Origin of the sequence: Paenibacillus wenxiniae (genome assembly GCF_039822605.1) — a bacterium.
GTDB classification, from domain to species: Bacteria; Bacillota; Bacilli; order Paenibacillales; family Paenibacillaceae; genus Saccharibacillus; species Saccharibacillus wenxiniae.
The window spans coordinates 345,568-370,924 of sequence record NZ_JBCGUH010000004.1; the positions used below are offsets into that span (position 1 = coordinate 345,568).

At 40.1% G+C, this 25,357-nt stretch carries 17 protein-coding genes; 11 read left to right on the top strand and 6 right to left on the bottom strand.

Going from position 1 to position 25,357, the window contains the following annotated elements; translation table 11 throughout:
- The first annotated feature begins 53 nt into the window (after positions 1 to 53).
- The 6 genes from AAHF22_RS10220 (at position 54) to AAHF22_RS10245 (ending at position 10,649) form a co-directional block, all read left to right on the top strand.
- On the top strand, positions 54 to 1,058 hold the full coding sequence (locus AAHF22_RS10220; protein WP_347324888.1) for a hypothetical protein: 1,005 nt from the start codon (positions 54 to 56) through the stop codon (positions 1,056 to 1,058).
- Entirely contained in the window at positions 1,055 to 2,602 is a 1,548-nt protein-coding gene (locus AAHF22_RS10225; RefSeq protein ID WP_347324889.1) for a DrmE family protein, read from the top strand. Before AAHF22_RS10220 ends, AAHF22_RS10225 begins: the two co-directional genes overlap by 4 nt.
- Positions 2,592 to 6,116 carry a helicase-related protein gene (locus AAHF22_RS10230; RefSeq protein WP_347324890.1) on the top strand — a complete coding sequence of 1,175 codons (3,525 nt, stop codon included), beginning with the start codon at positions 2,592 to 2,594 and terminating at the stop codon, positions 6,114 to 6,116. The genes AAHF22_RS10225 and AAHF22_RS10230 overlap by 11 nt, the downstream gene beginning before the upstream one ends.
- Positions 6,113 to 8,050, top strand: coding sequence for a DrmB family protein (gene drmB / locus AAHF22_RS10235; RefSeq protein WP_347324891.1), 1,938 nt, complete (start codon positions 6,113 to 6,115; stop codon positions 8,048 to 8,050). The genes AAHF22_RS10230 and drmB overlap by 4 nt, the downstream gene beginning before the upstream one ends.
- Before the next feature lie 94 nt (positions 8,051 to 8,144).
- Positions 8,145 to 9,092 (top strand): HaeIII family restriction endonuclease, encoded by a 948-nt coding sequence (locus AAHF22_RS10240; RefSeq protein ID WP_347324892.1) that lies wholly within the window; start codon positions 8,145 to 8,147, stop codon positions 9,090 to 9,092.
- A gap of 264 nt (positions 9,093 to 9,356) precedes the next feature.
- On the top strand, positions 9,357 to 10,649 hold the full coding sequence (locus AAHF22_RS10245) for a DNA cytosine methyltransferase (protein WP_347324893.1): 1,293 nt from the start codon (positions 9,357 to 9,359) through the stop codon (positions 10,647 to 10,649).
- Between the two features lie 187 nt (positions 10,650 to 10,836).
- Here AAHF22_RS10245 and AAHF22_RS10250 read toward each other — a convergent pair whose 3' ends face one another.
- From AAHF22_RS10250 to AAHF22_RS10260, 3 genes are all read right to left on the bottom strand, one after another.
- The gene (locus tag AAHF22_RS10250) at positions 10,837 to 11,673 is read right to left on the bottom strand and encodes an HNH endonuclease (RefSeq protein ID WP_347324894.1); all 837 of its coding nucleotides are present in this window, start codon (positions 11,671 to 11,673) and stop codon (positions 10,837 to 10,839) included.
- Between the two features lie 560 nt (positions 11,674 to 12,233).
- Positions 12,234 to 12,656: a LysM peptidoglycan-binding domain-containing protein gene (locus AAHF22_RS10255; RefSeq protein WP_347324895.1), complete on the bottom strand. Its 423-nt coding sequence runs from the start codon at positions 12,654 to 12,656 to the stop codon at positions 12,234 to 12,236.
- Between the two features lie 784 nt (positions 12,657 to 13,440).
- The gene (locus tag AAHF22_RS10260) at positions 13,441 to 14,217 is read right to left on the bottom strand and encodes a sporulation protein (protein WP_347324896.1); all 777 of its coding nucleotides are present in this window, start codon (positions 14,215 to 14,217) and stop codon (positions 13,441 to 13,443) included.
- Positions 14,218 to 14,520: 303 nt separating this feature from the next.
- Here AAHF22_RS10260 and AAHF22_RS10265 point away from each other — a divergent pair, with 303 nt between their 5' ends.
- The 3 genes from AAHF22_RS10265 to AAHF22_RS10275 all read left to right on the top strand — a co-directional run bounded on the left by AAHF22_RS10265 (position 14,521) and on the right by AAHF22_RS10275 (position 17,088).
- Positions 14,521 to 16,203 carry a methyl-accepting chemotaxis protein gene (locus AAHF22_RS10265; protein WP_347324897.1) on the top strand — a complete coding sequence of 561 codons (1,683 nt, stop codon included), beginning with the start codon at positions 14,521 to 14,523 and terminating at the stop codon, positions 16,201 to 16,203.
- Positions 16,204 to 16,400: 197 nt separating this feature from the next.
- Positions 16,401 to 16,868: a NucA/NucB deoxyribonuclease domain-containing protein gene (locus AAHF22_RS10270; protein ID WP_347324898.1), complete on the top strand. Its 468-nt coding sequence runs from the start codon at positions 16,401 to 16,403 to the stop codon at positions 16,866 to 16,868.
- A 55-nt stretch (positions 16,869 to 16,923) separates the two neighbouring features.
- A complete protein-coding gene (locus AAHF22_RS10275; RefSeq protein WP_347324899.1) occupies positions 16,924 to 17,088 on the top strand; it encodes a hypothetical protein in 165 nt (54 codons plus the stop codon).
- Positions 17,089 to 17,209: 121 nt separating this feature from the next.
- Here AAHF22_RS10275 and AAHF22_RS10280 read toward each other — a convergent pair whose 3' ends face one another.
- From AAHF22_RS10280 to AAHF22_RS10290, 3 genes are all read right to left on the bottom strand, one after another.
- On the bottom strand, positions 17,210 to 18,151 hold the full coding sequence (locus AAHF22_RS10280) for a glycine betaine ABC transporter substrate-binding protein (RefSeq protein WP_371834044.1): 942 nt from the start codon (positions 18,149 to 18,151) through the stop codon (positions 17,210 to 17,212).
- 251 nt (positions 18,152 to 18,402) lie between these two features.
- A complete protein-coding gene (locus AAHF22_RS10285; protein ID WP_371834045.1) occupies positions 18,403 to 19,239 on the bottom strand; it encodes an ABC transporter permease in 837 nt (278 codons plus the stop codon).
- On the bottom strand, positions 19,232 to 20,437 hold the full coding sequence (locus AAHF22_RS10290; protein ID WP_347324900.1) for a quaternary amine ABC transporter ATP-binding protein: 1,206 nt from the start codon (positions 20,435 to 20,437) through the stop codon (positions 19,232 to 19,234). Before AAHF22_RS10290 ends, AAHF22_RS10285 begins: the two co-directional genes overlap by 8 nt.
- A 500-nt stretch (positions 20,438 to 20,937) precedes the next feature.
- On the opposite strand from AAHF22_RS10290, the gene AAHF22_RS10295 reads away from it, so the two are divergent.
- Positions 20,938 to 21,489, top strand: coding sequence for a GbsR/MarR family transcriptional regulator (locus tag AAHF22_RS10295; RefSeq protein WP_347324901.1), 552 nt, complete (start codon positions 20,938 to 20,940; stop codon positions 21,487 to 21,489).
- Between the two features lie 368 nt (positions 21,490 to 21,857).
- Positions 21,858 to 25,127: a S8 family serine peptidase gene (locus AAHF22_RS10300; protein ID WP_347324902.1), complete on the top strand. Its 3,270-nt coding sequence runs from the start codon at positions 21,858 to 21,860 to the stop codon at positions 25,125 to 25,127.
- The last annotated feature ends 230 nt before the right edge of the window (positions 25,128 to 25,357 follow it).

Below are 25,357 nucleotides of genomic sequence, written 5' to 3' on the forward strand. Positions count from 1 at the left end.
ATGTGGAATTTGATCAAATAAATAAAAAATATGAGATTAAAAGAGGTTTGTAGATGCATTTATATAATTTAGAAATAATATATTCAGAAAAGGCTGTCGCACTTCCAATGTGGATTAAGTTTGCTTTTGCCATTGGTTATTATTTAGTTGAATCTAATAAAGAAAATGGAAAAAGAACCAATATTGCTATTACAGTGCCTCATGATGAATATTTTGCATTATTTGCAGCTATGGGAATTGCTGAAACAATCTATTCATCGAATAACAATAGTAGCTCATTGCGCGAACATATATTGAAATTAAAAAAAGGAAATAGAATCATTTATAAAACAGGTAATTTAGCGAGAAAGGTATCAGTGGTATCAATCGGCGAAAGCCCAATTGATAATAACGAGATGATGTTGCATATACAAGATAAAAACTTTACCCAAGGAATCCCAGAGCGTCAATGGCAAGAAAAAATTTTCCTTTTAAATGAACAATATGAAGTAATAAAACGCACTAGGATTATGAGCGATAGAGAGAAAATAGGTATAGACAGTCCTTTACTTAACCGTCTCTATACTAAACAACAGTTAAGGGGTACAACTTTTTTTCCGATAGAAGCATTTCAATTGGTAGGTAATAAAAATAAATTAATTAACCAAATGAATGAGAGGATTTTTTTTTCTGGTGAAATCCAAGGATCTATTCGTAATTTTCTATTTGTAGAAGAGCTTAATAACAATAGTAGTTACAGCAATGGTAAGTTTATATCTTCCCTAGCGAGAAAATCAGAAAACAGACTTTTACCAAACACGCCTGTCCTCTATTCAGATGCTCTTAGTTTTAGAAAGCAGGGGATTAATTTTAAAAAAAATCCATTTTTGGGAGTAATCAGCCGTTCCGACTATGAGGACTTAATACATGAAGTCACTTCTGAAATCACCAGATCAATTATACAAGGTAAGGATGTACGTTATCTTACAAATCATCTTCTAAACTCTATAGAGAATCAATACCGTTGCTTGGTGCCAGATGGAGTTGAACTTGTTGCATGGAGGGAAACGATAGAATGAAGAATATTACCTTCTCATATACACTTGAGGGAAAAGAAATTTCATTTAGGCATGTTGAGTATAAGCTTGTAGACGAATTAGCTAAACAATTATATGATTTCAAATTAGATTTAACGCGGAATTTTGCAGAAGAAGAATTTCTTTTAGATTTATATAGCTCTGTGAATAGAGTTTTATTCAATTTGTGCCACAGCATCATGCCTTATTCTAGTTTGTTGGATAAAAATCTTTCTGATATGTTATTGAATAAATTCAAACAAGCAAAACTTGGGTATCCCGATTTATTCCAGAAAATGATAATCCCCATTGTGAAAACGGTAGATGCTTTAAGAAGGGATGATGAGAATGTTTTGTACGATTTTATATGCACTTATTTAAATGAAAATCCTGAAAAACGTAAAAAAATCTCAATTATTACAAAACGTTCTCTGAACTATTCGGAAAAAGAACATATTTTGCACAGAATAAACCCTGAATTAAACATTAGCTTTTACACAGAAAATGGATATCGAAAAACCCAAATGATATTTGATGAAACAATCTTTTTAGGAAGCAGCAACTTCTTTAGCTCTTTTTCTAGCCAAGTATTTAAGTCGTATCAAACTATTTTTATTTCTTACAGTTTTTTCCTTCATAAAAATCGTAAAACAAGCGCATTTCCACATCTGCCTACCACAGAATTAACTAACACTATTCAAAAAGGAATCATTTTTAATAATCAAACATTTAATAAAGAAATTATTGAAATAAAAGAAGAAAATACTATCCATCAAGTAATAAAAAGCATCATAAAAGAACAAGAAAACATAGATCAAGAAGATAATCACCGCCAAGTGGTTGCTAGTATCATATTTATAGAGAGTGATCGATTTTTGTTTGTTTCTAGGGATGCTAATGTTCGTATTTTATCCTTACATGATAGGAACGAATTTGTGAAACAAATTCATTTCAAAGATTTACAGGAAGATGATTATCTTATTATTCGAAATGACTGGGATACAAAATTGATTGCAGAAGTTGCAGATAAGAAAGTATTAAAAGATAATGCAACTCAATACAGGGGATTACAAGAAGACTGGAAAAAAAGATTGCGGAATCACGTTAATAAATTAGGAGCACAACGAGTAAGTAAAATTCTCAGCCAGAAATATAACATGAAAACCGCTTCAAGTGTATCTGTCCGCAATTGGTGCACTGAAGAAAGTATCTGTCCCCAAGAAATATCTGCTTTATTAAAAGCATTGAAATATAAAAATAATGAAATTGAGAATATATACTCTGCAATGAAGGAAATACAAAATGCCCATAGGCAGGCTGGTAGAATCATTACACGTAGCTTAATGAACGAATTGAAGGAAGATATATTCGAAAAATTAAATGAACAAGGATATTACACATTTAACTCTAATACTTTTAACGGAGCATCCTTCAATATTGAAAGAGTTATCTCTATTGATAATACAAAGTATTCTATCTTTTATTATGATTTGATGAAACCTATTAATGCGAATAGATATAAGGAGGACAGCAAAGATGTCTATTAAGAATCAAGTGCTAGAAAAATCGCTTAAAAATCGCGAATATGTAATCGCCTCTGTAAAAGAAGAAATGATAGGTCCTCAACAGATTAAAGATAATTTCATAGAATTTCAAGCCCAAGGGGATACAGCTTTTGATAAGGAAGAAGATCTATACAAGCCTTATTATTGGAAAGTTGGAAATAAAAAAGAGGAGATTCTCCAACGTGAAACCCCATCTCGTCGTTATGTAAGTGGACAGCTTTTTCCTATTACATTTGATAGCGAAATCGAAGATGATCCAGAGACTTTAGAAGTATTGAAGTCTATTCAAGAAGAAACAGAATCAGATCCTATTGAACCTGAAGATGCAGGCGAGCAGACAGAAGAAGATGGAGAGATGGAGTTGCTACCTCAAGGAGACGATTATAAGCCATCCACAATGGGCTTGACCTTTTGCTTAGATAAATCAGTTCCAAGTATAAACGCTATAGTTCGGGGGGGGATCTATACGCCCCACAAAATAAAGATTAACGCAGACGGACATCTAAAAACCTGGTGGATGCGAGAGTCTATGGAAGGTTTAATAACAATTCAAGTAAGCGATTTATTTTCAAAGAAATATTTTATAGAAACAGTGGAATTGAAAAACTCTAAAAAAGAAAAAAATAGCTATATTTCTATACAGTTACAGGCAAGAATCCGTAAGGTACAGGGATTCTATATTGTAACGGTTAGTATTACAAACCGTTCTTCTGTTCCTTCATTCTCCAAAGACGAATTGACTCTTTTTCAAGCTGATCTCGAAATAAAAACAGAAGAAGGTTACAAGTTCTCAACGTATCCTAAACCTTATCAGCTTAAACGAGAACTCAACTCAAAAGAAGCTTCTACAGAATTGCTATATAGAAATCAAGGTACATTTGCATTTGGACATGGTTGTGCTGCAACTTGGACGCCTCACTCAATTGTGCAATCGATCAGATCAACGTTTCTTCCAGAATTTGAAACACAAAGTATGACACCTGATATTGTTCTAGAAGACGGTATCCCTTTGCAAATTAGGATGAGTGACCTTGCTGGCTTATCATCGCAAAGTGACCCAAAGGAAATTCTCCAACCCTTGTTAACAGGCTATGAAAAATGGATAAGTGAGAAAGAAAGCGAAGTTGAACAGCTTCCTCTTAAGCTTCAAACTGCTGCAAAAACACATATTTCTTTATGTCGCTCCAGCTTAGCTAGAATGGAACATGGTCTTTTATTACTCAATGATGAAAAAGCAATGCGGGCATTTCAGCTTGCCAATTTAGCTATTCTACTTCAGCAAGAAAACGGGACTGTCAAAAGGGATGGAATTATTCAGCAGGATGAGGGGCAAACCGAAATTTATTACAAGTTAAAATATAAAGAAATTGTAAAAGAACCTCAAAGTCTTTACGATGCGAAAAATGCTTGGCGTGGGTTTCAAATTGCTTTCTTCTTGATGTCTATTGGTTCTTTCGTAGACGAAATGGACGATTCAAGAGAGATCGTTGATTTAATCTTTTTCCCTACCGGTGGTGGAAAAACCGAAGCTTATCTAGCTGTAGCTGCTTTTCAAATGTTACTGCGAAGGTTAAAAGATCCGTCAGACGCAGGGGTAGACATCATTATGCGTTATACATTAAGGCTTTTAACAGCCGACCAATTTCAGAGGTCTTCTCGATTAATTTGTGCATTAGAGTATATTCGGAAGGATAAAGAAATAGAACTAGGAACAGTTCCTTACTCTATTGGAATATGGGTGGGAGGAGAAACAACGCCTAACAATAACTCGGCAGCAAATATTCAGCTTTTACAACTACAAAAAAACAAAAGTAAAACCAAGGACTTCGTTATTGGCAATTGTTCTTGGTGCGGTGCTAAGTTAGGATATTATTCTACGAAAAAGGGCAAAGACAGCAAAAATAAATTATATCTGGGATATGCAAATGAGAATGGAAACTTAAGAATTTATTGTCCTGATACCCATTGTGTTTTTCATAGTGAGCTTCCTATTTATATCGTAGATGAGACTATTTATAAAAAACAGCCGACTTTTTTGATTGGAACAATTGACAAGTTTGTCCAGCTAGTCTGGGAGCCGCATGCCCGATCGCTTTTTGGTATTGATTCAGAGGGAGGACGATTTGCGAGCCCGCCGGCACTAATTATTCAGGATGAACTACATCTTATATCTGGTCCGCTTGGGTCTCTATCAGGCCTTTTTGAAATTTTAATTGAAGAGCTATGCACAAAGGAGATAGAAGGACATCGAATTAGACCTAAAATTATTGCGGCAACGGCAACAATTGCTCAGTTTGAAGAACAGATTTTAGCTCTTTTTGGGAGAGGAGAAGATAAAGCGCGCCTTTTCCCTAGTCCAGGGTTAGATCATGATGATTCTTATTTTGCTAAACCTGCGCGAGACAATGAGCATAAAAAACTCATGCCAGGCAGAAAATACGTTGGAGTGTATACTAATTCTGTCAAAATCATGATGAGCCAAGTTATGACATTCTCAGCTATTATTCAGTCTGCAGCAGAAATTGAAAGGGAGGAACGTGATCCATACTGGACTCTTCTAGCATTTTATAATAGCCTTCGCGATTTAGGAGCAGCCTTAACCTTAACCCAGACAGATATTCCTCAATATATGACTTCGATGACACAGCGGAAGGGGACACAAAACTCTATTCGTAATGTTGGAAATGTGCTTGAACTCACTTCAAGGGATCAAAGCGGCAAGATTTCTAAAATAATCGATAATTTGAAAGTGAAATTTGAGCCGAATCAAAATAAGCAGGAAGCGCTAGATTTATGTCTGGCTTCAAATATTATTGAAGTTGGTGTTGATATTGAACGACTTTCTATTATGGCTATTGTGGGTCAGCCGAAAATGACTGCTCAATACATTCAAGTTAGTGGTCGGGTAGGGAGAAAATGGTGGGAACGACCAGGTGTGATCTTCACTTTATACTTAAATACAAGATCAAGGGATAAATCCCACTTTGAGCATTTTCAAGAATATCATCAAAAATTATATGCGCAAGTCGAGCCAACCAGTGTTACCCCTTTTTCTGACTTTTGTTTAGAAAGAGGACTAAAGGCAATAATTATAGGTTATTTACGTCAAGCATTGACAGCAGATATTTCTCGTGCTCCTAAACCTGACTATATTGAAAAACATTTGAATTCTAAAATCGTTCCTTTCTATGAACGAATCATTCAACGAACCAAGTTGATTGATCTAGAACAAGTGGAATCGGTAAAAAAACATTTCAAGAAAATAATAGAAAGCTTAGAGCATGGTCATTATGCTTCTTGGAAAGTAGGAAGAGATCCAGGTGGGTTTATGTATCCTATGGGCTCGCCTAGTCCGCAACATATGTCTCCAAAACCTGAACCTATGATAAATACAATGAGAAATGTGGATGCCCAGTGCTGTGGCATGATTTCAACGCTTTACGCAGAAGAAATGAAAAAAGAGGATAACAATGGCTGGGGAGGTCTATTTATATGAATGGTATACCACTTAGAAGAAGCCAGTTGATTACTACATTCGGTCCAGGATCGCTTGTCGTAAGTACAGATGGTGAAACGATGCTAGTTGGATCTTTAGATAAATGGTATCACGATCAAGACGGTATTCCTCTCAGATCGCTTGGAGAGTATGAGATTTTCGAGCCAAGATTACAATCCTTGCTTAATGTTAATAAATTATTAGCCCCACCAGATTTCAGAAAAATGTACAGCGCATCATATAAAGGGATTAGTATACCTCCAGATAATATAGAGATTTGTATCCCTTTATTAAGGTATCCATCTTGGCACTATTGCTTGCATTGCAAGACTTTGTATCAAGTATCCTTATCTTTAAAAACAAATAATATTGACTGCAAAAAATGCCAAAGAACAGTCAAAATGATTCAAGTACCCTTTGTCATGATTTGCGAAAATGGACACATCTCAGACTTTCCTTGGAGAGAATGGGTGCATAAAAGTGAGAAGGCAGTCTGCGAAAAAGATATGTCATTAAGGTCTACAGGTGGTGCTACACTTGATTCCCTTAAAGTTGTTTGTGAATGTAATGCCGAACGGAGCTTGAGAGGCATTATGAGTAGGAGGAATTTTAAAGAAGACGATGATGGAGTTAGTGAGTTAAGTCGTTCGCTGAATCAATCGAGGGAAGATAAAAAAGGGAATTATTACACTTGCCCTGGTACAAAACCTTGGTTTGGTTCAATGAATGATAAAGAAATTTGCAATGCGTATCCAATAGCAGCTCTTAAAAATTCAATTAATGTTTATTATTCAAATACTATAAGCGCTATTTTTTTGCCTGGAGAAAACAAACAAGTAGACGAAATTATTAATATGTTTGAAAAATATAAAATAACTACCGAAATCCTTAATACTCACGATCAGCTAGATGGGAAAATTAAAATGGTTAAGCTTCTCGCTCTGCCAGAAATCAAAAGTTTTTTAGATGATGATATTGAGCAAGCTATTTTGTATTTACAATCAGGAGCCGAATACAAGGAGAATCAAGAGAAGAATCAAAACGTAGAGATTGAGCTTAGGAAAAAAGAATATGAGACTCTTATTAAAGAGCTTGATACAGAAAGCTTAAAAGTTGTAAAAGAATGGGATAAAGATAGAGACGGCGAAGAAGCAGAAGAAATCTTTTCTTCATACTTAGGTCTATTGCATCGCGTAACTAAATTAAAAGAAACAGTCGTATTGACAGGCTTCACACGTTCTAAGCCTTTTTCGGATAATGACAAAAATCTTCAAAAACTAAGGAATGGTCGTGAGCTTCTTTTCAAGAATTTTAAGGCGCCTGAAAACAATTGGTTACCAGCTTTTAAAGTTTTTGGTGAGGGTATCTTTTTTACGCTAAACAAAGAAAAGTTAGATGAATGGGAAAGTTGTTCAGATGTCGATAAGTATTTCAAAAAGTATATTAAGAGATACAAAAAGGCAACTAACAATGAAGGCAGGGAGTTATTACCAAGATCTATTCTTCTTCATACATTATCCCATCTTTTGATTGATCAACTGGCTTTAAAGTGCGGTTACAATACGACCTCTCTTAAAGAGAGGCTTTATTTAGAGCCGATTCAATCAGGAGTCCTTATATATACAGCTTCTGGAGATTCGGAAGGAACATTTGGGGGGCTTGTGAGGATGGGAAAGACTAAGAATTTTACATCTACTTTGTACGCTGCTCTGAATAAAGCTCTTTGGTGTAGCTCTGACCCAGTTTGTACTGAGATTGGTACAAAAGAAGGGCAAGGGTTAAGGAGGTTAAACGGGGCAGCATGCCATAGCTGCTCGCATTTGCCAGAGACCTCTTGTGAGCATAACAACTTATTACTGGATAGAACTTTCTTAATAGATGAAAAAATTGGATTTTTCAAAGATTTGGAGGTTGCTTTTATATCAGAGGCCTAAAGCGAATTGAACAAAGCAATGCTTCGTATACGAAATAACTTTGGTATGAAATAATATAGAAAAAAAGTATAGATAAAATAAAGGTAGTGATTCTATGGCAACTCAAACGGTAAATGGAAAAGCTTTAGAGTTTGCTTTTTTGCAATCTTTAAACCATTCATTAAGTGGTCAAACTAATGTTCAGTTGATTGATTCGCCACAACTGCACACAGCAAAAAATGCATACCTATCACTCTCCCAGGAAGTTCAACAAAAGATGATTGCAGGCGCTAACGCAGGTATTAATACTATTATTCAATTAGAACCATGTCTGTTAAATGGAAATGGTACTTTGCAGCTCTCAATACTTCCCGATTCGGCAGGCCAAGCTGGAGATGTACGAGATGTATTAGCTGTAAGAAGCGCACAAAGTTGGCAATTGGGAATTTCATGTAAGAATAATCATACAGCTTTGAAGCACTCCCGCTTATCAGCGACTATTGATATAGGATATTCTTGGTTTGGTTATAACTCAACAGTCGATTATTTTAGTCAGATCACTCCTATTTTTAGCGAATTAAGTGATTTAAAAGGTCCAGGAGTATTATGGAATCAAATCTCTAACAAAGCCGAACGTTATTATATTCCTGTTTTAAATGCACTTGTTGAGGAGTTATGGAGACTTGACAGAATGCATCCAGGTCAAATTCCGCAAAGATTATTAACCTACTTGCTAGGACGATCAGATTTTTATAAAGCTATTTTAAAACCTGGTCGAAAAACAACTGAACTGCAAGGTTTCAATTTACAAGGAACACTAAACCAAGTTTCACAAGGAAAACGACCAGTTTTAAGAATGCAGCAATTTAGATTACCAACCAGATTTTACGATATCCACTTCAAATCTGGATCAGATAACACAATACTTATCGTTTGCGACGAAGGTTGGACAATCTCTGCTCGTATTCACAATGCAAGTTCAGCAGTTGAAGGATCGCTCAAGTTGGATGTTCAACTTGTTGGACTACCGCCAAATTTATTTAGGCAGACATTAGCTTGGTAAAAAAGTTGAGAGTCCTTAGAGGACTCTCTTTCTTTTGTCTATTCTGTCGAGTTTATAAGTTCAACTTAAATAATCTTTTATTTTAATGAGGTGCTATATAATTTAGCTAAGCTAAAATCTAAGATGCTATAACAGGATTTTTTAAGGGGTTATAAGTTTTATTAAGCGTTTTGAAATAATACTGTTAATATATGAATTTGGCGCTGGCCTTTTTGCTTTAAATTTGTTACTATAGAAAATAGGTAATAGGAGGGTATTTAAATTATGACTGTAAAACTTGATATAAAAGGAAGAGGAAGATTCAAACCAACCCCAGACTATTCTATAGATGATGTAAAAAGTGTGCTCATGGAGAAAATACTTGAGGAATCTTTTAGAATTATAGACTCTCATGAAGATCTCGAAGTTATTAAAAAAGTAGATTTCCGTAATGATAAAATAAACGTCCTTAGTTTATTTTCAGGCTGTGGAGGTCTTGATCTTGGTTTCGAATTAGCAGGATTGGCTGCTGTTATAGGTGAAGAAGAAGCTCTTGAAGCGTTTAAAGATAGAGACCGATTTAATCAATTAAGAGAACAAAGCATTTTCCATACAATATATACTAACGATATGTTCAAAGAAGCTAACCAATCTTATAAAATGAATGCTCCTTCTCATATTGTCCAACTTGAAAAAGATATAAGGAAAGTTAAATACTTTCCAAAATGCAACTTGGTTTTAGGTGGATTTCCTTGCCCTGGATTTAGTGAAGCTGGACCGCGGTTGATAGATGATGATCGCAATTTTTTATATTTACATTTTATAAGAAGTTTAGTGCAAGTGCAGCCCGAAATATTTGTTGCAGAAAATGTAAAGGGCATGATGACATTGGGTAAAGGGGAAGTTTTAAAACAAATTATAGAGGACTTTGCTTCTGCAGGCTATAATGTGCAGTTTAAGCTGTTAAATGCCAGGGACTACGGTGTTCCACAGTTGCGTGAACGTGTTATTATTGTTGGAGTAAGAAAAGATATAGATTTTACTTACGCATATTCTGACCCTACACATGGAGAAGCAGAAAGCCTGCTCCCCTTTAAAACATTGCGCGATGCTATCAGTGACTTAGAAGAAGATCCAGGTCTGTATTATACAGGCTCGTACTCATCAATTTACATGTCTCGAAATAGAAAAAAGGGATGGGATGACCAAAGTTTTACGATTCAGGCATCTGGTAGACAAGCTCCGCTTCATCCAAGCGGTTTGCCAATGCAGAAAGAAGGAGCAGACAAATGGAGCTTCACAGATGGGGAAGAAAAGAACCGAAGGCTGTCTGTAAAGGAAATAGCAAGAATCCAAACATTTCCCGATTGGTTTGAATTTAGTATGGGAACAAGCGAGAAAGCATCGCTGAATAATAAGCTGGATAAGCAATATAAGCAAATAGGAAATGCTGTACCTGTTTTGCTGGCAAAAGCTGTGGCAATGCCTATTGCGAATTGGGCTGTAGAGTATTTGAAACAATACCCTAACGAGCATATTCGAAGAGAAAATGAAGAGTTTCAATTAGAATTTTTCTAATAAAATTGCTGTGATAACTTAGTGAACTGTAATCTAAATCTTAAAGCGCTAAGAGGTTTTTATTTAAGGATACTCAGAAAAAGAAAGGGCTGACGTGCTATATAGATAGAACGTCAGCTTTTTAATTTATCTATATACAATATTACTGAAATATAGAAAATCAGTCACGATTTTATAAAATTTATTATTAGCTGTAATAAGCACATAAAGTGTCAAAATCAATTTCAATTTCATAGCTAGGATACATTGCCTTATGCTTATTAAATAAAATCATCAACATGTCTCTTTTCTCTTCTTCTATAGCATGATGAATTTTACGATGGCAGTTAGGGCATAATGCTACAATATTATCAGCAAAATCTATTGTGTTTTCATAAAAGTCTTGCGCTGCCATAGGAATAAGATGATGAGCTTCAACATAGGGGTTGTTATCACTTGCGGACTGAAAGGTAACATGCGAAACATCAACTTCACATGTCCAATTGTTTCGTCTTTTAGCCTCTATGCTTTCTGTAGGGTTTCTCGGATAACTTGCCCCATATCTGCTCATCTCTTTTTCTTTTCTTGGTCGTGGGCCTTGTATCAATTCGCTGCTACCATAGTATGATCTATTTTCTTTTACCTCATTTAGTTTATTGTTAAATTCTATATCAATTAATTGTTCAGTTTTTTCATTGTATTTATAGTTGACATACTCCACAAAGCAACGAATTGTAGCACTTGGAAATCGTGCTTCATCTTTATTATAGACTTCAAAATTTTTATGTCTTCCTAAATCTTGGAGTCGAATAACGCTCTCATTTGAAACTAACTCATTAATAATATCGCCATCTTCTTCTTCAATCAGCACTAGTAATTTAATCAAGTAACGCGCGTATGAACTCGCTTTGCCACTACTTTTTAATGATCTCCCTGCTTGGTCTGTAAGGTGTTGGGCAAATTTCTGAAAATCATTATAAGTATATTGGTACTTTTCTTTGAGTTTAATGTATTTAGCATCTGTAGCTGGGATTTTGCGAAACACGGTTTAACTTCCTTTCTGTTACTTTTTAATTTTGAATGATGGTCATCTTTTCTACAATACCTTTATACACTAATTTAGTGAGTGTGATTAGTTTGTAGATCTTTATTTGTATTAAATATACATAATGTTATGTATTTAGTAAAAGATGACTCGCCATAAATTATTGGCAATTAGCAGCAATTAGAAATGAATAGTCATTAATACTTCTATTTTTGTAAGGATGCAGACTGAATAGATAGAGAAAAAAGATATCTTGAGTAGATTTTAAGATTTAAAAAGATAATCAAACAAAAGCTGACACTCAGGGGAGAATGTCAGCTTTTTATTTTGGGTGCATATTTGGCAGATACGCACCCGATCTATGAAATTCGGCCGATTTTGAAAGGGGGACTTTCAATCGTGTTGGATCATGTTACTTCGATTTCGAATGTTAGCCCTTGGATGCCAGCTTGATGGGGAGCAAGCTGGGACGAATAACATCGAGTATTACATTAAATCCATCTATATCATTTTAATCATGATTGCTTTACATACAACGACAATACTTTAAACCAAACGGCTTATTTTTGTGGAACAGTCAGTTGAAAACCAGCAGGCAGCAGGTTGTTGGCAGCAACCAGTTCGTCTACAGTGACACCGTATTGAGCAGCAAGATCAGTCAGGCTGGCACCTTGTGGAACGACAACAGTGATCGTTTTGTTTGTTGCATTGGTAGCTGGTGTTTGGGAGTTGGCAGGCTCCTGTGTTGTTGTTGTGCTGTCTTCTTCATCCGTACCGAACAGTGCTTGGAATTGTGCTTCTTGTGCAGCCAAGAAAGCGGCATTGTTCGCGATACGATCTTCTTTATCTTTACGTTTCTCGTGGTTCGATTGATCGTTTGTTGCAGCGTAGGCGTGGCTGCCTCCGATTGGGGCGATAGCAACTGCACCCAGGGTTGCAGCTAAAGTGGCGGACATCAGGATTTTAGTAAATTTGTTGTTCATGAGTAATGGCTCCTCTTTGTTAAATGATTTTTGTTGTTCTCATGGTAGTAATACCGTGCTGTTCTTTATGTACTAAATATAACATAGATTAAAGATGATTGCAATACTAAATAAAAGTAAATCTAAATAAATGCTAAACTATTTATTTAATACACTATTTATTAGTAAAACATCATATCTATATATTACAAAAAAAGTCTGCACCTTCATCATCAAAGGTGCAGGCTGTGTACATATCCGGTGCTTATCGTCCACACTTGCTGATTCCTGCTTAACGGTGTATCCCCATGATACAAAAGTAATATGTCGATCATATGTCAACATAAGATAAATGTACTTAATTTATCGACAATGACGTGCTGAATCATCCCATTTATAGATAGATGATGAGTTAGATAATGCAACTGTAGATCGAGAATCAGACTATAGATCAAACATGCGATTGTCGAACAAGAACCAGACTATAGTTCAAACATGCGATTGTCGAACAAGAACCAGACTGTAGTTCAAACATGCGATTGTCGAACAAGAATCAGACTATAGATCAAACATGTGATTGTCGAACAAGAATCAGACTGTAGTTCAAACATGCGATTGTCGATCGAGAATCAGACTATAGATCAAACATACGATTGTCGATCAAGAACCAGACTGTAGTTCAATCATACGACTGTACATCAAAAATCAGGCTGTAGTTCGATCATACAACTATACATCAATAATCTAACTGTACATCTTCAGTTCAACTGCACAACGTTCATCCAGTCTATGCTGCCAATCATCCTTAACGGCTGCTCTGATGAATCAATTCAGCCAGCCGATCTGCGACATAATTCGAACCACGATGCAGCTCGCTACTGCTCAGATCAAGCCAGCTACGACGCTCATCCATATCAAAGGCATTTGCGAAAAATCCGCCCAATCCCCGTCCACGACGATCTACCTCAACTAGCACTTGCAAGCCATCTCTACTGAAAGCCATCATCAGCTCAAGCTCGCTTACACGACCGCTAAACTGTGGTCCTGGGTGAAATTCAATTTCTTGCACATATGGGACGCCAAATGGAGCACGGGAGGCATATTCGACTGTTGATGCCTTGAAGCGGAAGCCCAATATTTCAGCCGCTTCCAGTACTGTGCTCATATATGGATGTGGCTGTACTGAAATATAGTCCTGATCGGTCGGGTCCACACTCATTTCGATATCGAGTCCAGTATGTAACCATACTTTTTGATTGCTGATCGTAAGCGGCGTTTGTGCTGGCAATAAGAAGGCAAAAGGAACTTCGGTTTTTGCGCCGCTTTGGATGAGCATCTTATCGGATACACGATGACGAGCAATCGCGTAATTGACCTCATTCTTTTTGTCATCCTGTTCACGAATGTAACGAGTCATCACTTCAATATAGATGCTACCTACTTCCTGATCGACATTTCCACCTTGAATATAAACCTTTCCATGTACTTCGCCAGTAGGCACATATTCGTTTTTCTCCAATACAGTATCAATTTTAGCCGCGCCTACTCCGACACGTGCAAGCATTTTGTTGAAGAATGACATTGTCCATTTCCCCTTTAGTCATATAATGTTTTCCAATTAAACACGATCATACAGCAGCTAAGAACGAACTGTATAGGTGAAATCAAAGCTTGTTCTTCAGCGCCATGATCATCTTGTTATGGTGAATATACGCAGTAGAAACGGTATCCGTTTCCAGAAATTTTATATACAAAAATGTTTGATGCAAATTTAGTAGAAAATTGTCGAATTTTACCTCGATTACCTATTCAAAATGACCTAACCAACCGATATAGCTAACATAGAAACTTAAATTATGAATGAACATGGCCAGGAGGCACACACATGAATATTAAAATGAAGCTATACAGCATTTTCTCGATTATGATTTTGATTGTGCTCATTGTGGCTGGTGTAAGTAGTTATGCTGCACGTTATTTGAATAATAGTTACGATACGTTGCTCAATGGCCATGTCGAAAATATTTCAGAAATAAAAGATTTGAAATACTTTGCGGCAGACGAAACGAAGTATATGCGGGGCTATTTATTAACAGGTATGCAAGATCAACTGAATCAATTGCAGGATGCTAAGCAGACTACAACGAAGCAGATCGCGATGCTAGAGCAGATCTTATCTGGCAACAGCGAACAGCTACTTGGTGAATTCAAAGCTGTACAAAAGGACTATGCGGCTCTGACAGAGCAATTGGTTGCTTTAAAGCAACAAGGCGATGCAGCGACCTACAATGAATTAGTAGCAACCAAATGCGTACCAATGGCACAGGAACTGGCAGAAAAAGCAAAAGCAATGGAAGATTATGAGCGCCAGCAGCTATTGCAAGAGCGGGCAGAAAATGCTCATACCGTTAATGTGGTGCATTGGACGTTAATTATCGCTGGCATTATAGGTGTATTGCTCGGTATTATTATTGCTACATTCGTTGTACGTATGTTCTCCAGACCGATCAAACTGGTAGCCGATTCCGCCAGTGAAATTGCTAGCGGCAATCTGACTATTCCAGATATTGAACTGAAGTCCAAAGATGAACTGGGGCAAATGGCAACTTCATTTAATTCGATGAAACATAAGCTGCGTGAGCTGATGAATATGATTGCCAGCAGCTCGGAACAGATGGCCGCAGCTTCAGAGCAATTGTTTGCCAATGCGGAAGAAGGGATTAGCCTTTCATCCAATACCGCCGTTATTGTGAGCGGTATGTCCGATTCAGCGACAGAACAGCGTGCTCAGGTTAATCAGAACAAGCAGCGACTGGATCAGAATGCTAGTAGTATTGCTAATATCGTAACTGCCACTTCACAGGTGTCCAAGTCTTCCGAACGAGTTATAAGCGAGGTAGAACAGGGCAATCGTAATGTACAGCATACTGTTACGCAGATGAGCGTCATTGATAACACCGTACAGGAAACAGCAGCATCATTATATAAACTTGCCGAGCATTCACAGGAGATTGCTGCGATTGTACAGGTCATTCGTGATATCGCGAGTCAAACGAACTTGCTCTCGCTTAATGCTTCGATTGAAGCTGCCCGTGCAGGCGAGCATGGTAACGGCTTTGCCGTTGTGGCTAGTGAAGTGAAAAAGCTTGCCGACTATTCAAGTCAATCGGCTGGACAGATCACTACCAAGATTGAAGATATGATTCAAAATATGTCGTACACTGTGTCTAAAATGGAAGAAGGCGCACGTCAGGTACAGAGTGGAACAGCAGCGGTACAGCAGATGGGGGCGATTTTCGATACGGTACAGGAAACGATACAGATCGTTTCTATTCAGGTGCAGGAAGCATTGCAGGCGTCTGATGTTTTGTCCCATTCTGCATCCAGCATTATGGAGGCCGAGAATCAGATCGTTGGCATGGCAGATACGATTATGGATAACTCACGTACAGCAACAGATGCATCGAATCAGCAGGTCAGCATGATGGAAGATATCTCCGCCGCAGCCGATTCGCTCAGTCAAATCTCGCTTGAGCTACAGGAAGAGATTCGTAAATTCCGCATTTGATCATAGGATGGGATGACAGTAAAATCATGTGACGATATGGTAGTGAGATGATGTAATATGTCATCCTATCCCATCGATTATTCCATTGCACACTAAACGTATGTTCCCATCTTATGCAAACCCGTTTATACTTGTACAGTATAGAAGTGTCTGATTCACGGCTTGGGCAAAGCCAGACACGAGGGGGAGGAAATGGAATGTCATCCAAAAAAAAATGGGCTGCGGTCACGGCATTGATCGCAGCAATCCTTATTTATCTAATTACAGGTAAGGTGGACCTATCCCATGTGCTGGGGCAGCTTCAAACCGACACAGGAAGTGTAAAACAACAACAGGGGCATACGGATTACACGCTGCAATTTCCGCTGAGTCGTTATCCAGAGACAGGCGCGCATATTCGCGAAGCGATTGCTGCGGGCAAATCGGCGGTGTGCACGATCGATCGTTCCGGTGCGGAAGCCAATCGTAAAGCATCGCTCAAAGGGATACCGACGCGTAAAGGTTATGACCGTGATGAATGGCCGATGGCGATGTGTCAGGAGGGCGGAACAGGCGCGGATATAAAATATGTCACTCCAGCCGACAATCGGGGGGCTGGTTCATGGATTAGTAACCAATTAGACAATTATCCTGATGGCACCCGCGTATTATTTGAGGTAAAATAGCTAGAGTATGGTTATTTATAATCAAATGATGTAAATCGGTGAAGGAGGAACGAGTGTGGAAACAGCGATGACGGCTCTACTGCCTTTATTTACAGAGTTTAACGCACATACCCCTTACATTTTGTTGTATGCGGTCATGATCGTAGGCGCGGCCATTTTGTTCGGAATTTGGATCAAAAAGCTGAATGATCACAAAGACGATTCAAACAGCGGCATGTAACTCAACAAACGATATGTATGTGCACCACATGATACGACAGGATCGTTTTAATCGACGATCTTGTAAATGATAAAAGACGCTTCCTAAGCAGGAAGCGTCTTTTATTTATAAGGAAAGGCTGTTATTTTGCTGCGGATTGCTGATCTTTTAGCTCTTCGATCGAGCTAACATTCATATAGGATGGAACGACCAGGCCAACTTTGACACCTTCCATATTCGGGCCTAAATCTTCCAGTTTATTTTTGTATTTTGCCCAGTAGTCCGCATGGGTGAGTGGTAACCATGCAGCTACAGTTGCATCTGCATCCCCATTAGCGACACCGGTAAACATTGGGCCGGCTTCAACCTGTAGTGCGGTTACTTTGTAGCCTAGCTTGTTTTCCAAAATGTATTTGATCAGATTTGTGCTGGCAATCTCAGAATCCCAGGCGACATAGCTCAGTGTTAGGGATTTGCCGCTTGATTTGCTCAAGCCTTTTGTCCATTCATTAACACGATCCTGGTGAGCTTCCGCCCAGTTTTTGGCTGCAACAGCCGGGTCAGCACCATCTTGAATCGCAACCATCATCTCGCCCATTTCATCGGAAGTCCAGGAGAAACGGTCGAGGAATTGATATGCGGTTGGATCTTGTTGTTTTAAGCCTTTACGTGCCAGGGTATGAATCTCTTCTGCATCACCGTATGATTTTTTCGGATCTGCGAGATATTTCAGATCGTATTTACTGAACATCCAATGTGGTGTCCAGCCGGTTACGATAATCGGCTCCTGATTACGAATCGCTTTCGCAAGCGTAGCGGTCATGGCAGCACTGGAACCTTCAACGAGCGTCCAATCGTTCAGACCATAATCATCGATCGCTTTGCGTGTCGCCTTCATAATACCGGCGCCCGCATCAATGCCGATAATCTGGTGATTCACCTGTGCACCGATCGGATCAGAGCTAGTGGCAGCTTCGCCGCTACCCGGGAATGATGGAAATGGCTGACGTTCCGGGTTACATGCCGAAATAATCAGAATCAGCACGATACAGCCAGAGAGAAGCCAGTTTCTGTATTTTTTCATGAGTGATTTCGCTCCTTTTGCCTTCGTAGTATTTGCATGTGTAGTCGTAATGGAAATGAATCAATGTGGTTCAGGTTTACTTTTAAATAAGTAGGTATACGGTTTAATTGATAACGATCCGTATGTATATTTTGATACGGATGATGTGGTCAGGCGATCAGGTGTAGGATGTGCTGACCACAGGGTACTCATCGTATGGTGAGTACCCTGTGGTTAGCACCATACATGCGGACAAAGGGAAAGCGGCTGAATTAAGCCGCTTTTTTACTTTTACCATTAAAGAAGCTTTGGGACAGACGATCCAGTACGATCGCGAGGACAACGACAGCCAGACCGGCTTCAAAACCTTCACCGATTTTCAACTGACCTACGGCGCGGTATACGACTGCACCGATCCCCTGTGCACCGATCATGGACGCGATAACGACCATCGATAGTGACAGCATAATTGTCTGGTTCACACCCGCCATAACGGATGGCAGTGCGAGTGGAAGCTGTACTTTGAACAGCTTCTGTCCACCGGTCGAACCGAATGCATCCGCAGCCTCAACCAGCTCACTGGACACCTGAGTAATCCCGAGATGAGTCAGACGAATCGTTGGTGGCAGTGCGAAGATAACCGAAGCGACTACCCCTGGTACAACACCCAGACTGAAGAACGTTACAGCTGGAAGCAAATAAACGAACGCAGGCATCGTCTGCATAAAGTCAAGCACCGGTGTAACGATACGCGCAGCGATTTTGCTTGAAGCACACCAGATACCGAGTGGAACACCGATAATAATCGAAATTAGAGCCGATGTGACAACCAGGCCGAGCGTATTCATCGTTTCAGTCCAATAGCCGAGATTATAGATGAGCAGGAAACCGAGTGCAGAGAATAGCGCCATCGTCCATCGTCCTGCCATATAACCGAGTAGGGCGACAATAATAACGAATAGAAACGGATGGGGTAGCATAAACAACCAGGTGAAAATGTCTACCACGTAAGTAATAATGTTAGAAACTCCTTTGAAAAATGCTGCCCAGTGAATGCTGAGCCACTCTACAATAACGTCAACCCAGCTTGCTACAGGAATCTTAGGCATTTAAAGCAACCCCCTCATTTTCAACTCCGCCGGCAAGTGCGCCCAGCAGTGCGCCGCGTACGATAACGCCAGTCAGACGTTCACGCTCATCCACAACCGCAACAGGCAACTTAGCAGTGCTTACCAGTTCGAACAGATCGTTCAGCATACGTTCAGGTTCGACATGCGGAACATCTTTAATTAAAATATCGTCAAGCTTTTGTTGCTGACGCACAGCGTTAGCAGCATCTTCAGCTGTAATAATACCGAGCAATTTTTTCGAGCGATCGATCACGAACAAATTCGAAATACCACGTTCGCGCATTAGCTCCAGTGCGACACGAGGTCCGCGATCCAGCGTAATCGTTTCAGGTCTGCGCATCACATGGGCAGCTGTCAATACTTTGGACAGATCGACATCCTCTACGAAGCGCTCCACATACGAGTTAGCAGGCTGAATCATAATTTCCTCTGGTGTACCGATTTGTACGACAGCTCCGTCTTTCATGAGAGCGATACGATCACCGATACGCAATGCTTCATCCAGATCGTGCGTGATGAAAATAATCGTTTTACGCATTTTCTCTTGCAGTTCTAGCAGTTCATCCTGCATATCACGGCGGATCAGTGGGTCAAGTGCGCTGAATGCTTCGTCCATCAGCAGTACTTCTGGATCATTCGCCAGTGCACGAGCCAGACCAACACGTTGCTGCATACCACCACTCAGCTCATCCGGCATTTTGTCACCCCAGCCTTTCAGGCCCACCAGTTCGAGTGATTGTAATGCTTTCTCGCGGCGTTGTGCTTTAGCTACTTTTTGTACTTCCAGTCCATACTCTACATTGTCGAGTACGGTACGGTGAGGGAACAGTGCGAATTTTTGGAACACCATACTGATCGTTTTACGGCGCACGGTGCGTAATTGTTCTTTGTTCATTTTGCGAAGATCTTTACCGTGTACGAGAATTTCACCGGATGTTGGTTCGATTAGACGGTTAAACATACGCACCAGCGTCGATTTACCACTACCGGACAAACCCATAATGACGAAAATTTCGCCTTCCTTGATCTCCATATTGACACGATTAACACCGACAGTAATTTGCTTTTCTTTCGCCATTTTTTCTTTTGTCCAACCCTGTTCAACGAGTTTGACGCCCTGCTCTGCGTTTGGGCCAAACAGTTTGCTGACATTTTTAATTTCCAAAATTGTAGACATTCTATTGTCACCCCTTATTAATAGTAGAAACATCATTCATCTTTCAAGCGTTCGTCCTTCAAACATTGTGATACTGTCTGCCGTGCTGCACAGTTTCCATATAACGATGTGTTGACGATAGTACCGCAGTATGGGAAGCCTCTGGAGCATAGCAGCGCATTTGCTCATTCGCTTGCTTTATTGACAGTAAGGTTATTAACCAGTTGTTCACTAAATGAAAACTAAATTTGTTTTCACGCGAATGAATAATTTTCATTACTTTCAATACAACGGGATTAATTGTAACAAATCCGATTTTGCAAATCAACCGTAAAATCCGTATAATAAGTTTGTACAGAAAAAACTGTACGATATTTATAAAGTAAATACTGCCATATCCTAAATGATACTCCCAAATGCTCGTCTTTACATTTAGTGAGAATTTTTTTAAAATGGAAAAAGTTGAAATAATATTCAGAACGTTTTGGATAAACTGTATATATAGAATGGAGTTGCCAAGCATGAGCTTGAATGAATTAGATGAAAATCAACTGGAAATCGTGCAAAAACTAAGAAAGCGAGTCATTGAGGTGATCGGTCGTAATATGGATCTATATGGAATTTCACATTCCACCGGTCATTTGTACGGCTTGCTTTTTTTCGCAGATCATCCGATGACACTTGATGATATGGGGCGCGAGATGGCGATGAGTAAGACAAGCATGAGCACCGGGGTACGGAATTTGCTTGATCTTCATATGGTCAACAAAGTATGGGAGAAAGGCTCGCGCAAAGATTTATATGAAGTAGAGTACGATTGGTATCAGACGTTTACCGACTTTTTCGTCATCAAATGGCGCAAAGCGGTGGAAAGTAATCTGTTAATTTTGCGCAAATCGGTAAAGGAGATCGATAAGCTTATCGCTGATGAGCAGCAATCGCCGATCCGCGACGTGTTGATTCGCGACAAGGAGAAGATGCAGGAGTCGATCAAGTATTATATATGGCTGGATCGGTTGATTGATACAATGGAAGACGGGACCATTTTCGATCTTGTACCACGTGAAGAGTAGGAACGGAATAGCGGCATCATGATGGAGCATTCATTCACTGCATTTATAAGTATGCAGGCAGATGAATGCTTTTTTTGCTTGGCCGTATAGGTAAAAAGACTGGTACAGGGCGTTTTTGGGATAGGTTTTGGACGGATTGATAAAAATATACTTTTAATTTATACGTAACGCAAAAATAATCTATAGATGGATAAAATATCTAGCCAGTGGTTAATTCAGGTGATAATATAATCCTATGTAACAAAATCTTCCTAAACATATGACGAATGGGGAAGGAGGTTAATAAAACTAACATATATATTTTTTTGCTTACAACAGGGGTATGAAGATCGGAAGTATACACTACTATTTGAAATGAGGGACGTAATTTGACGAAAACGAAATTTCACGTTTTACGCAAGCTGTCTACCGCTTCTCTGGCTGTATTGCTTACCGCAGGAACAATCTGGGCACCCGGTGCTGCTTATGCTGCAAATGAAGGAACAGCAGAATCACCTTACATTTTGCAACAGAAAACATTGCCTGATCGTCTGATCGGTTTACAGGGTACAGATCAGGAGCATGTGATCTCGCCTAATATTAATACAAGTGGCAAATCGAATATTCGTGTTATCGTACAGCTGACGAATCAACCGGCAGCGGTAGGTGAATATGCAGCGCAAATCGGTTTGCAGTCGATTGCTGCTGAATCTACAGAGAGTGCGGTTAACAACCAGCAAAATAACTTTGTTACGCGCGCACTGGCGGCAGGAATTAATCTGCATGTTAATTATCGCTACAATACGGTACTGAATGGATTGGAAATTACGATTCCTGCCAACCAGGTGCCCAAGCTGGCTGAACTGGAAGGGGTACGCTCCGTATTTGAAAATAATACATACTACACGGTTCCGGTACAGGACCCTCCTTCATTAACGGCGAGTCAGGCTACATATGATGCTTCGCCATTGTCACTCATCGGTGCGCAAAAGGCATGGCAAAAAGGTTTGACCGGTAAAGGCGTGAAAGTGGGCGTTATCGATAGCGGTGTCGATTATTATCATCCAGATCTGAAGGGTGCGTATAAAGGCGGCTACGATTCGTTTGATAAAGACAATGATCCGTATGAAGCACCTCCAATCTCGGTACAGGATGATCCATACGGTATCGGTTTTGCCGGTACATCTCATGGTACGCATGTATCCGGTACGATTGTCGGTCGCGCTGCCAACAAGCAGAGTGACGTTGTGCAAAAAGGGGTCGCGTATGATGCCGATCTGTACGTCTATCGTGTACTCGGACGCAATCCACAAACAGGTCGTGCTTCCGGTTCATCTGCACAGGTTATCGACGGCATTGAACACGCGGTCAAAGATGGTATGGATGTGATCAATCTGTCGCTCGGCTCGGATGCGGAGAAAAACGTAAACTCTCCTGATTCGGTAGCGATCAACAATGCGGTATTGAGCGGAGTAACCGCAGTGATCGCTAACGGTAATGCAGCCAAAGCTGGTTATTACTACTACTCAATGGGTTCACCAGCAAGCGCCCAGCTGGCCATCTCGGTCGGCGCTTCGTCCACACCGTACAATTTATATGAAGCAAGTGTAACGGCTTCTGTGTATGGTGGTGCTACAGCAGCGCCTGCATCGTCTGTACGTTACCTGGATGACAATACACCAACGGTGAGTAATAATGTGTACGGCGATCAAGCGTATGGACTGAGCTTGATGGGCTGGTATGTAGGGCAGGAGAATTTTGCTTCCATTCTCGGTACATCCGCACAGCAAGGTGTCTATGTAGGATTGGGTACAGAAGCAGATTATGCTGGTAAGGATGTTAAAGGTAAAGTGGTGCTGATTTCTCGTGGTAATCTGGCATTCGTAGATAAAATGTCGATTGCTCGCAAAAATGGCACGAAAGCAGCGATTATTTTCAATGGTAATGCAAAGACAAGTAACCCGAACGAGGCTGATCTGTCCGAGAGCATTAGTGGACGCGATGGTCATATCGGTCCATCTGCATTTATCGGAGAAGGCTATGATTATGTACCAACCTTCGATATGTCTGGTAAAGAAGGACGCGCCCTTGCACGTGCTGCACTGGACAGTGCGAATGGTGAGCTGACCTTCAAATTCGGTAGTGAATATCCAAAAACAGTAGTAGCAGGCGACAATATGGCTGACTTTAGCTCACGTGGTCCGAACCAGGATGGTCTGCTGGGCATTAAGCCAGACCTGGCTGCACCGGGCGTAGGCATTCGTTCCTCTATTCCAGCCTATGGAAAATACATTAAAGATGCTTCGTACAGTCAAGCCTACGAGCGTGAAAATGGTACAAGTATGGCTTCGCCGCATGTTGCCGGTATGGCTGCCTTGCTGAAGCAGGAGCATCCAAACTGGACACCGTTTGATATTCGTGCAGCACTGGCGAATACAGCAGATACGATTGCTGATCAGGAAGGCACACCGTATGATGTGTATTCGCAAGGTGCAGGTCGTGCCAATGTAGGTTCTGCGGTCTACACACCAGCTGTACTGCAAACGGTAGAAGACATCACGATTCTTGATAAAAACTGGAACAAAACGAAAGTAACCAATTACAATCCGTCCGCTGCTTTCGGCTTGATCGCAGCTGGTGGCGATGCGGTAACGAAACAGCTCCAATTGAAAAATGGATCAGGTTCGACTGTGACGTATAAAGCAAGCGTGAAGCTGCATCCATCCGTAACTTCTGATCCATACAATCCTGTAGCTACGCCGGATGTGAGCAATATTACGGCGGTACTAGAAGGTATAGGGGCAGATGGCTCGGTAACGGCAACAGCGGGTAAAGCATCGAAATTTGCATTGTCGGTAAAAGCATCGGCAAATGCAATAGAAGGACCTTATGAAGGTGAAGTGGTACTGACGGCAGCTGGATATCCGACATTGCATCTGCCATTCGTAGCGCAGGTCGGTAAAAGCAATCCAGATAGCGGACTCGGTCTGCAAGAAATATCTGTAACTGAGCCGACTGTCCGTCTCAATGGGAAGCAGGATTCTACCGATGTTCGTTTCCGCTTGCTCATGAACGATACCAATGTGTTGGAGTTATACGCATACGATTTGAATGATGAATATGTAGGCACACTGGCACAAATTGTGCAGCCACCAGGTGACAACGGTTATCCAGCATTTGCACCAGGATACTATGCGTTCAGCGGTATCGATAATATTTATATCGGTAAGGACGCTAATGGTAAACCGGCCTACAAAGTACTGGATAAAGGCGTTTACAAACTGGAATTGGTCGCGTATCATATGGCGGCTGATGGTAGTGTAGCTGAAAGCTCCATCAAGCGTGCGTATTCTTCTTATCGTGTGGATGGAACAGAGAAGGATCGCGTGAATACAGCAGCGCGTGCATTTAACTACATTCTCGATGGCAATACGGTAATCGGTCAGTCGGTACTGAATCTGCCGCAGGATGGACGCGTACAATATAAAGTACTGTCCAGCAGTGATGTAAAATATGTGGACAACGCTGGTACATTGATCAAATATCCAGCGGCAGGCTATCGTATTGCTCGTTTGCAAGTACAGATCAGTTCGTTGAATGATCCAACTGTGAAGCGTACCGTACATGCACTGGTGAAGATCGAGAAGCCGAAGAAATAAGTGATCGTTCATTCCTTATACTCTAAGCGATAAGAAGAATGGATCATGCATCGATATGGCTTGATGCCATGTTCTATATGTCTGTATGATCGCATATGCAGCATGAAACGTATGTATACGTATCGTCAGAATAAAAAAAAGTGAACAACACCCTTTGAAATAGAGCGAATCCCCTATACGGGAAGCTCCATTCAAAGGGTGTTTGTCATTACCACTGTCTCTTCCATCTC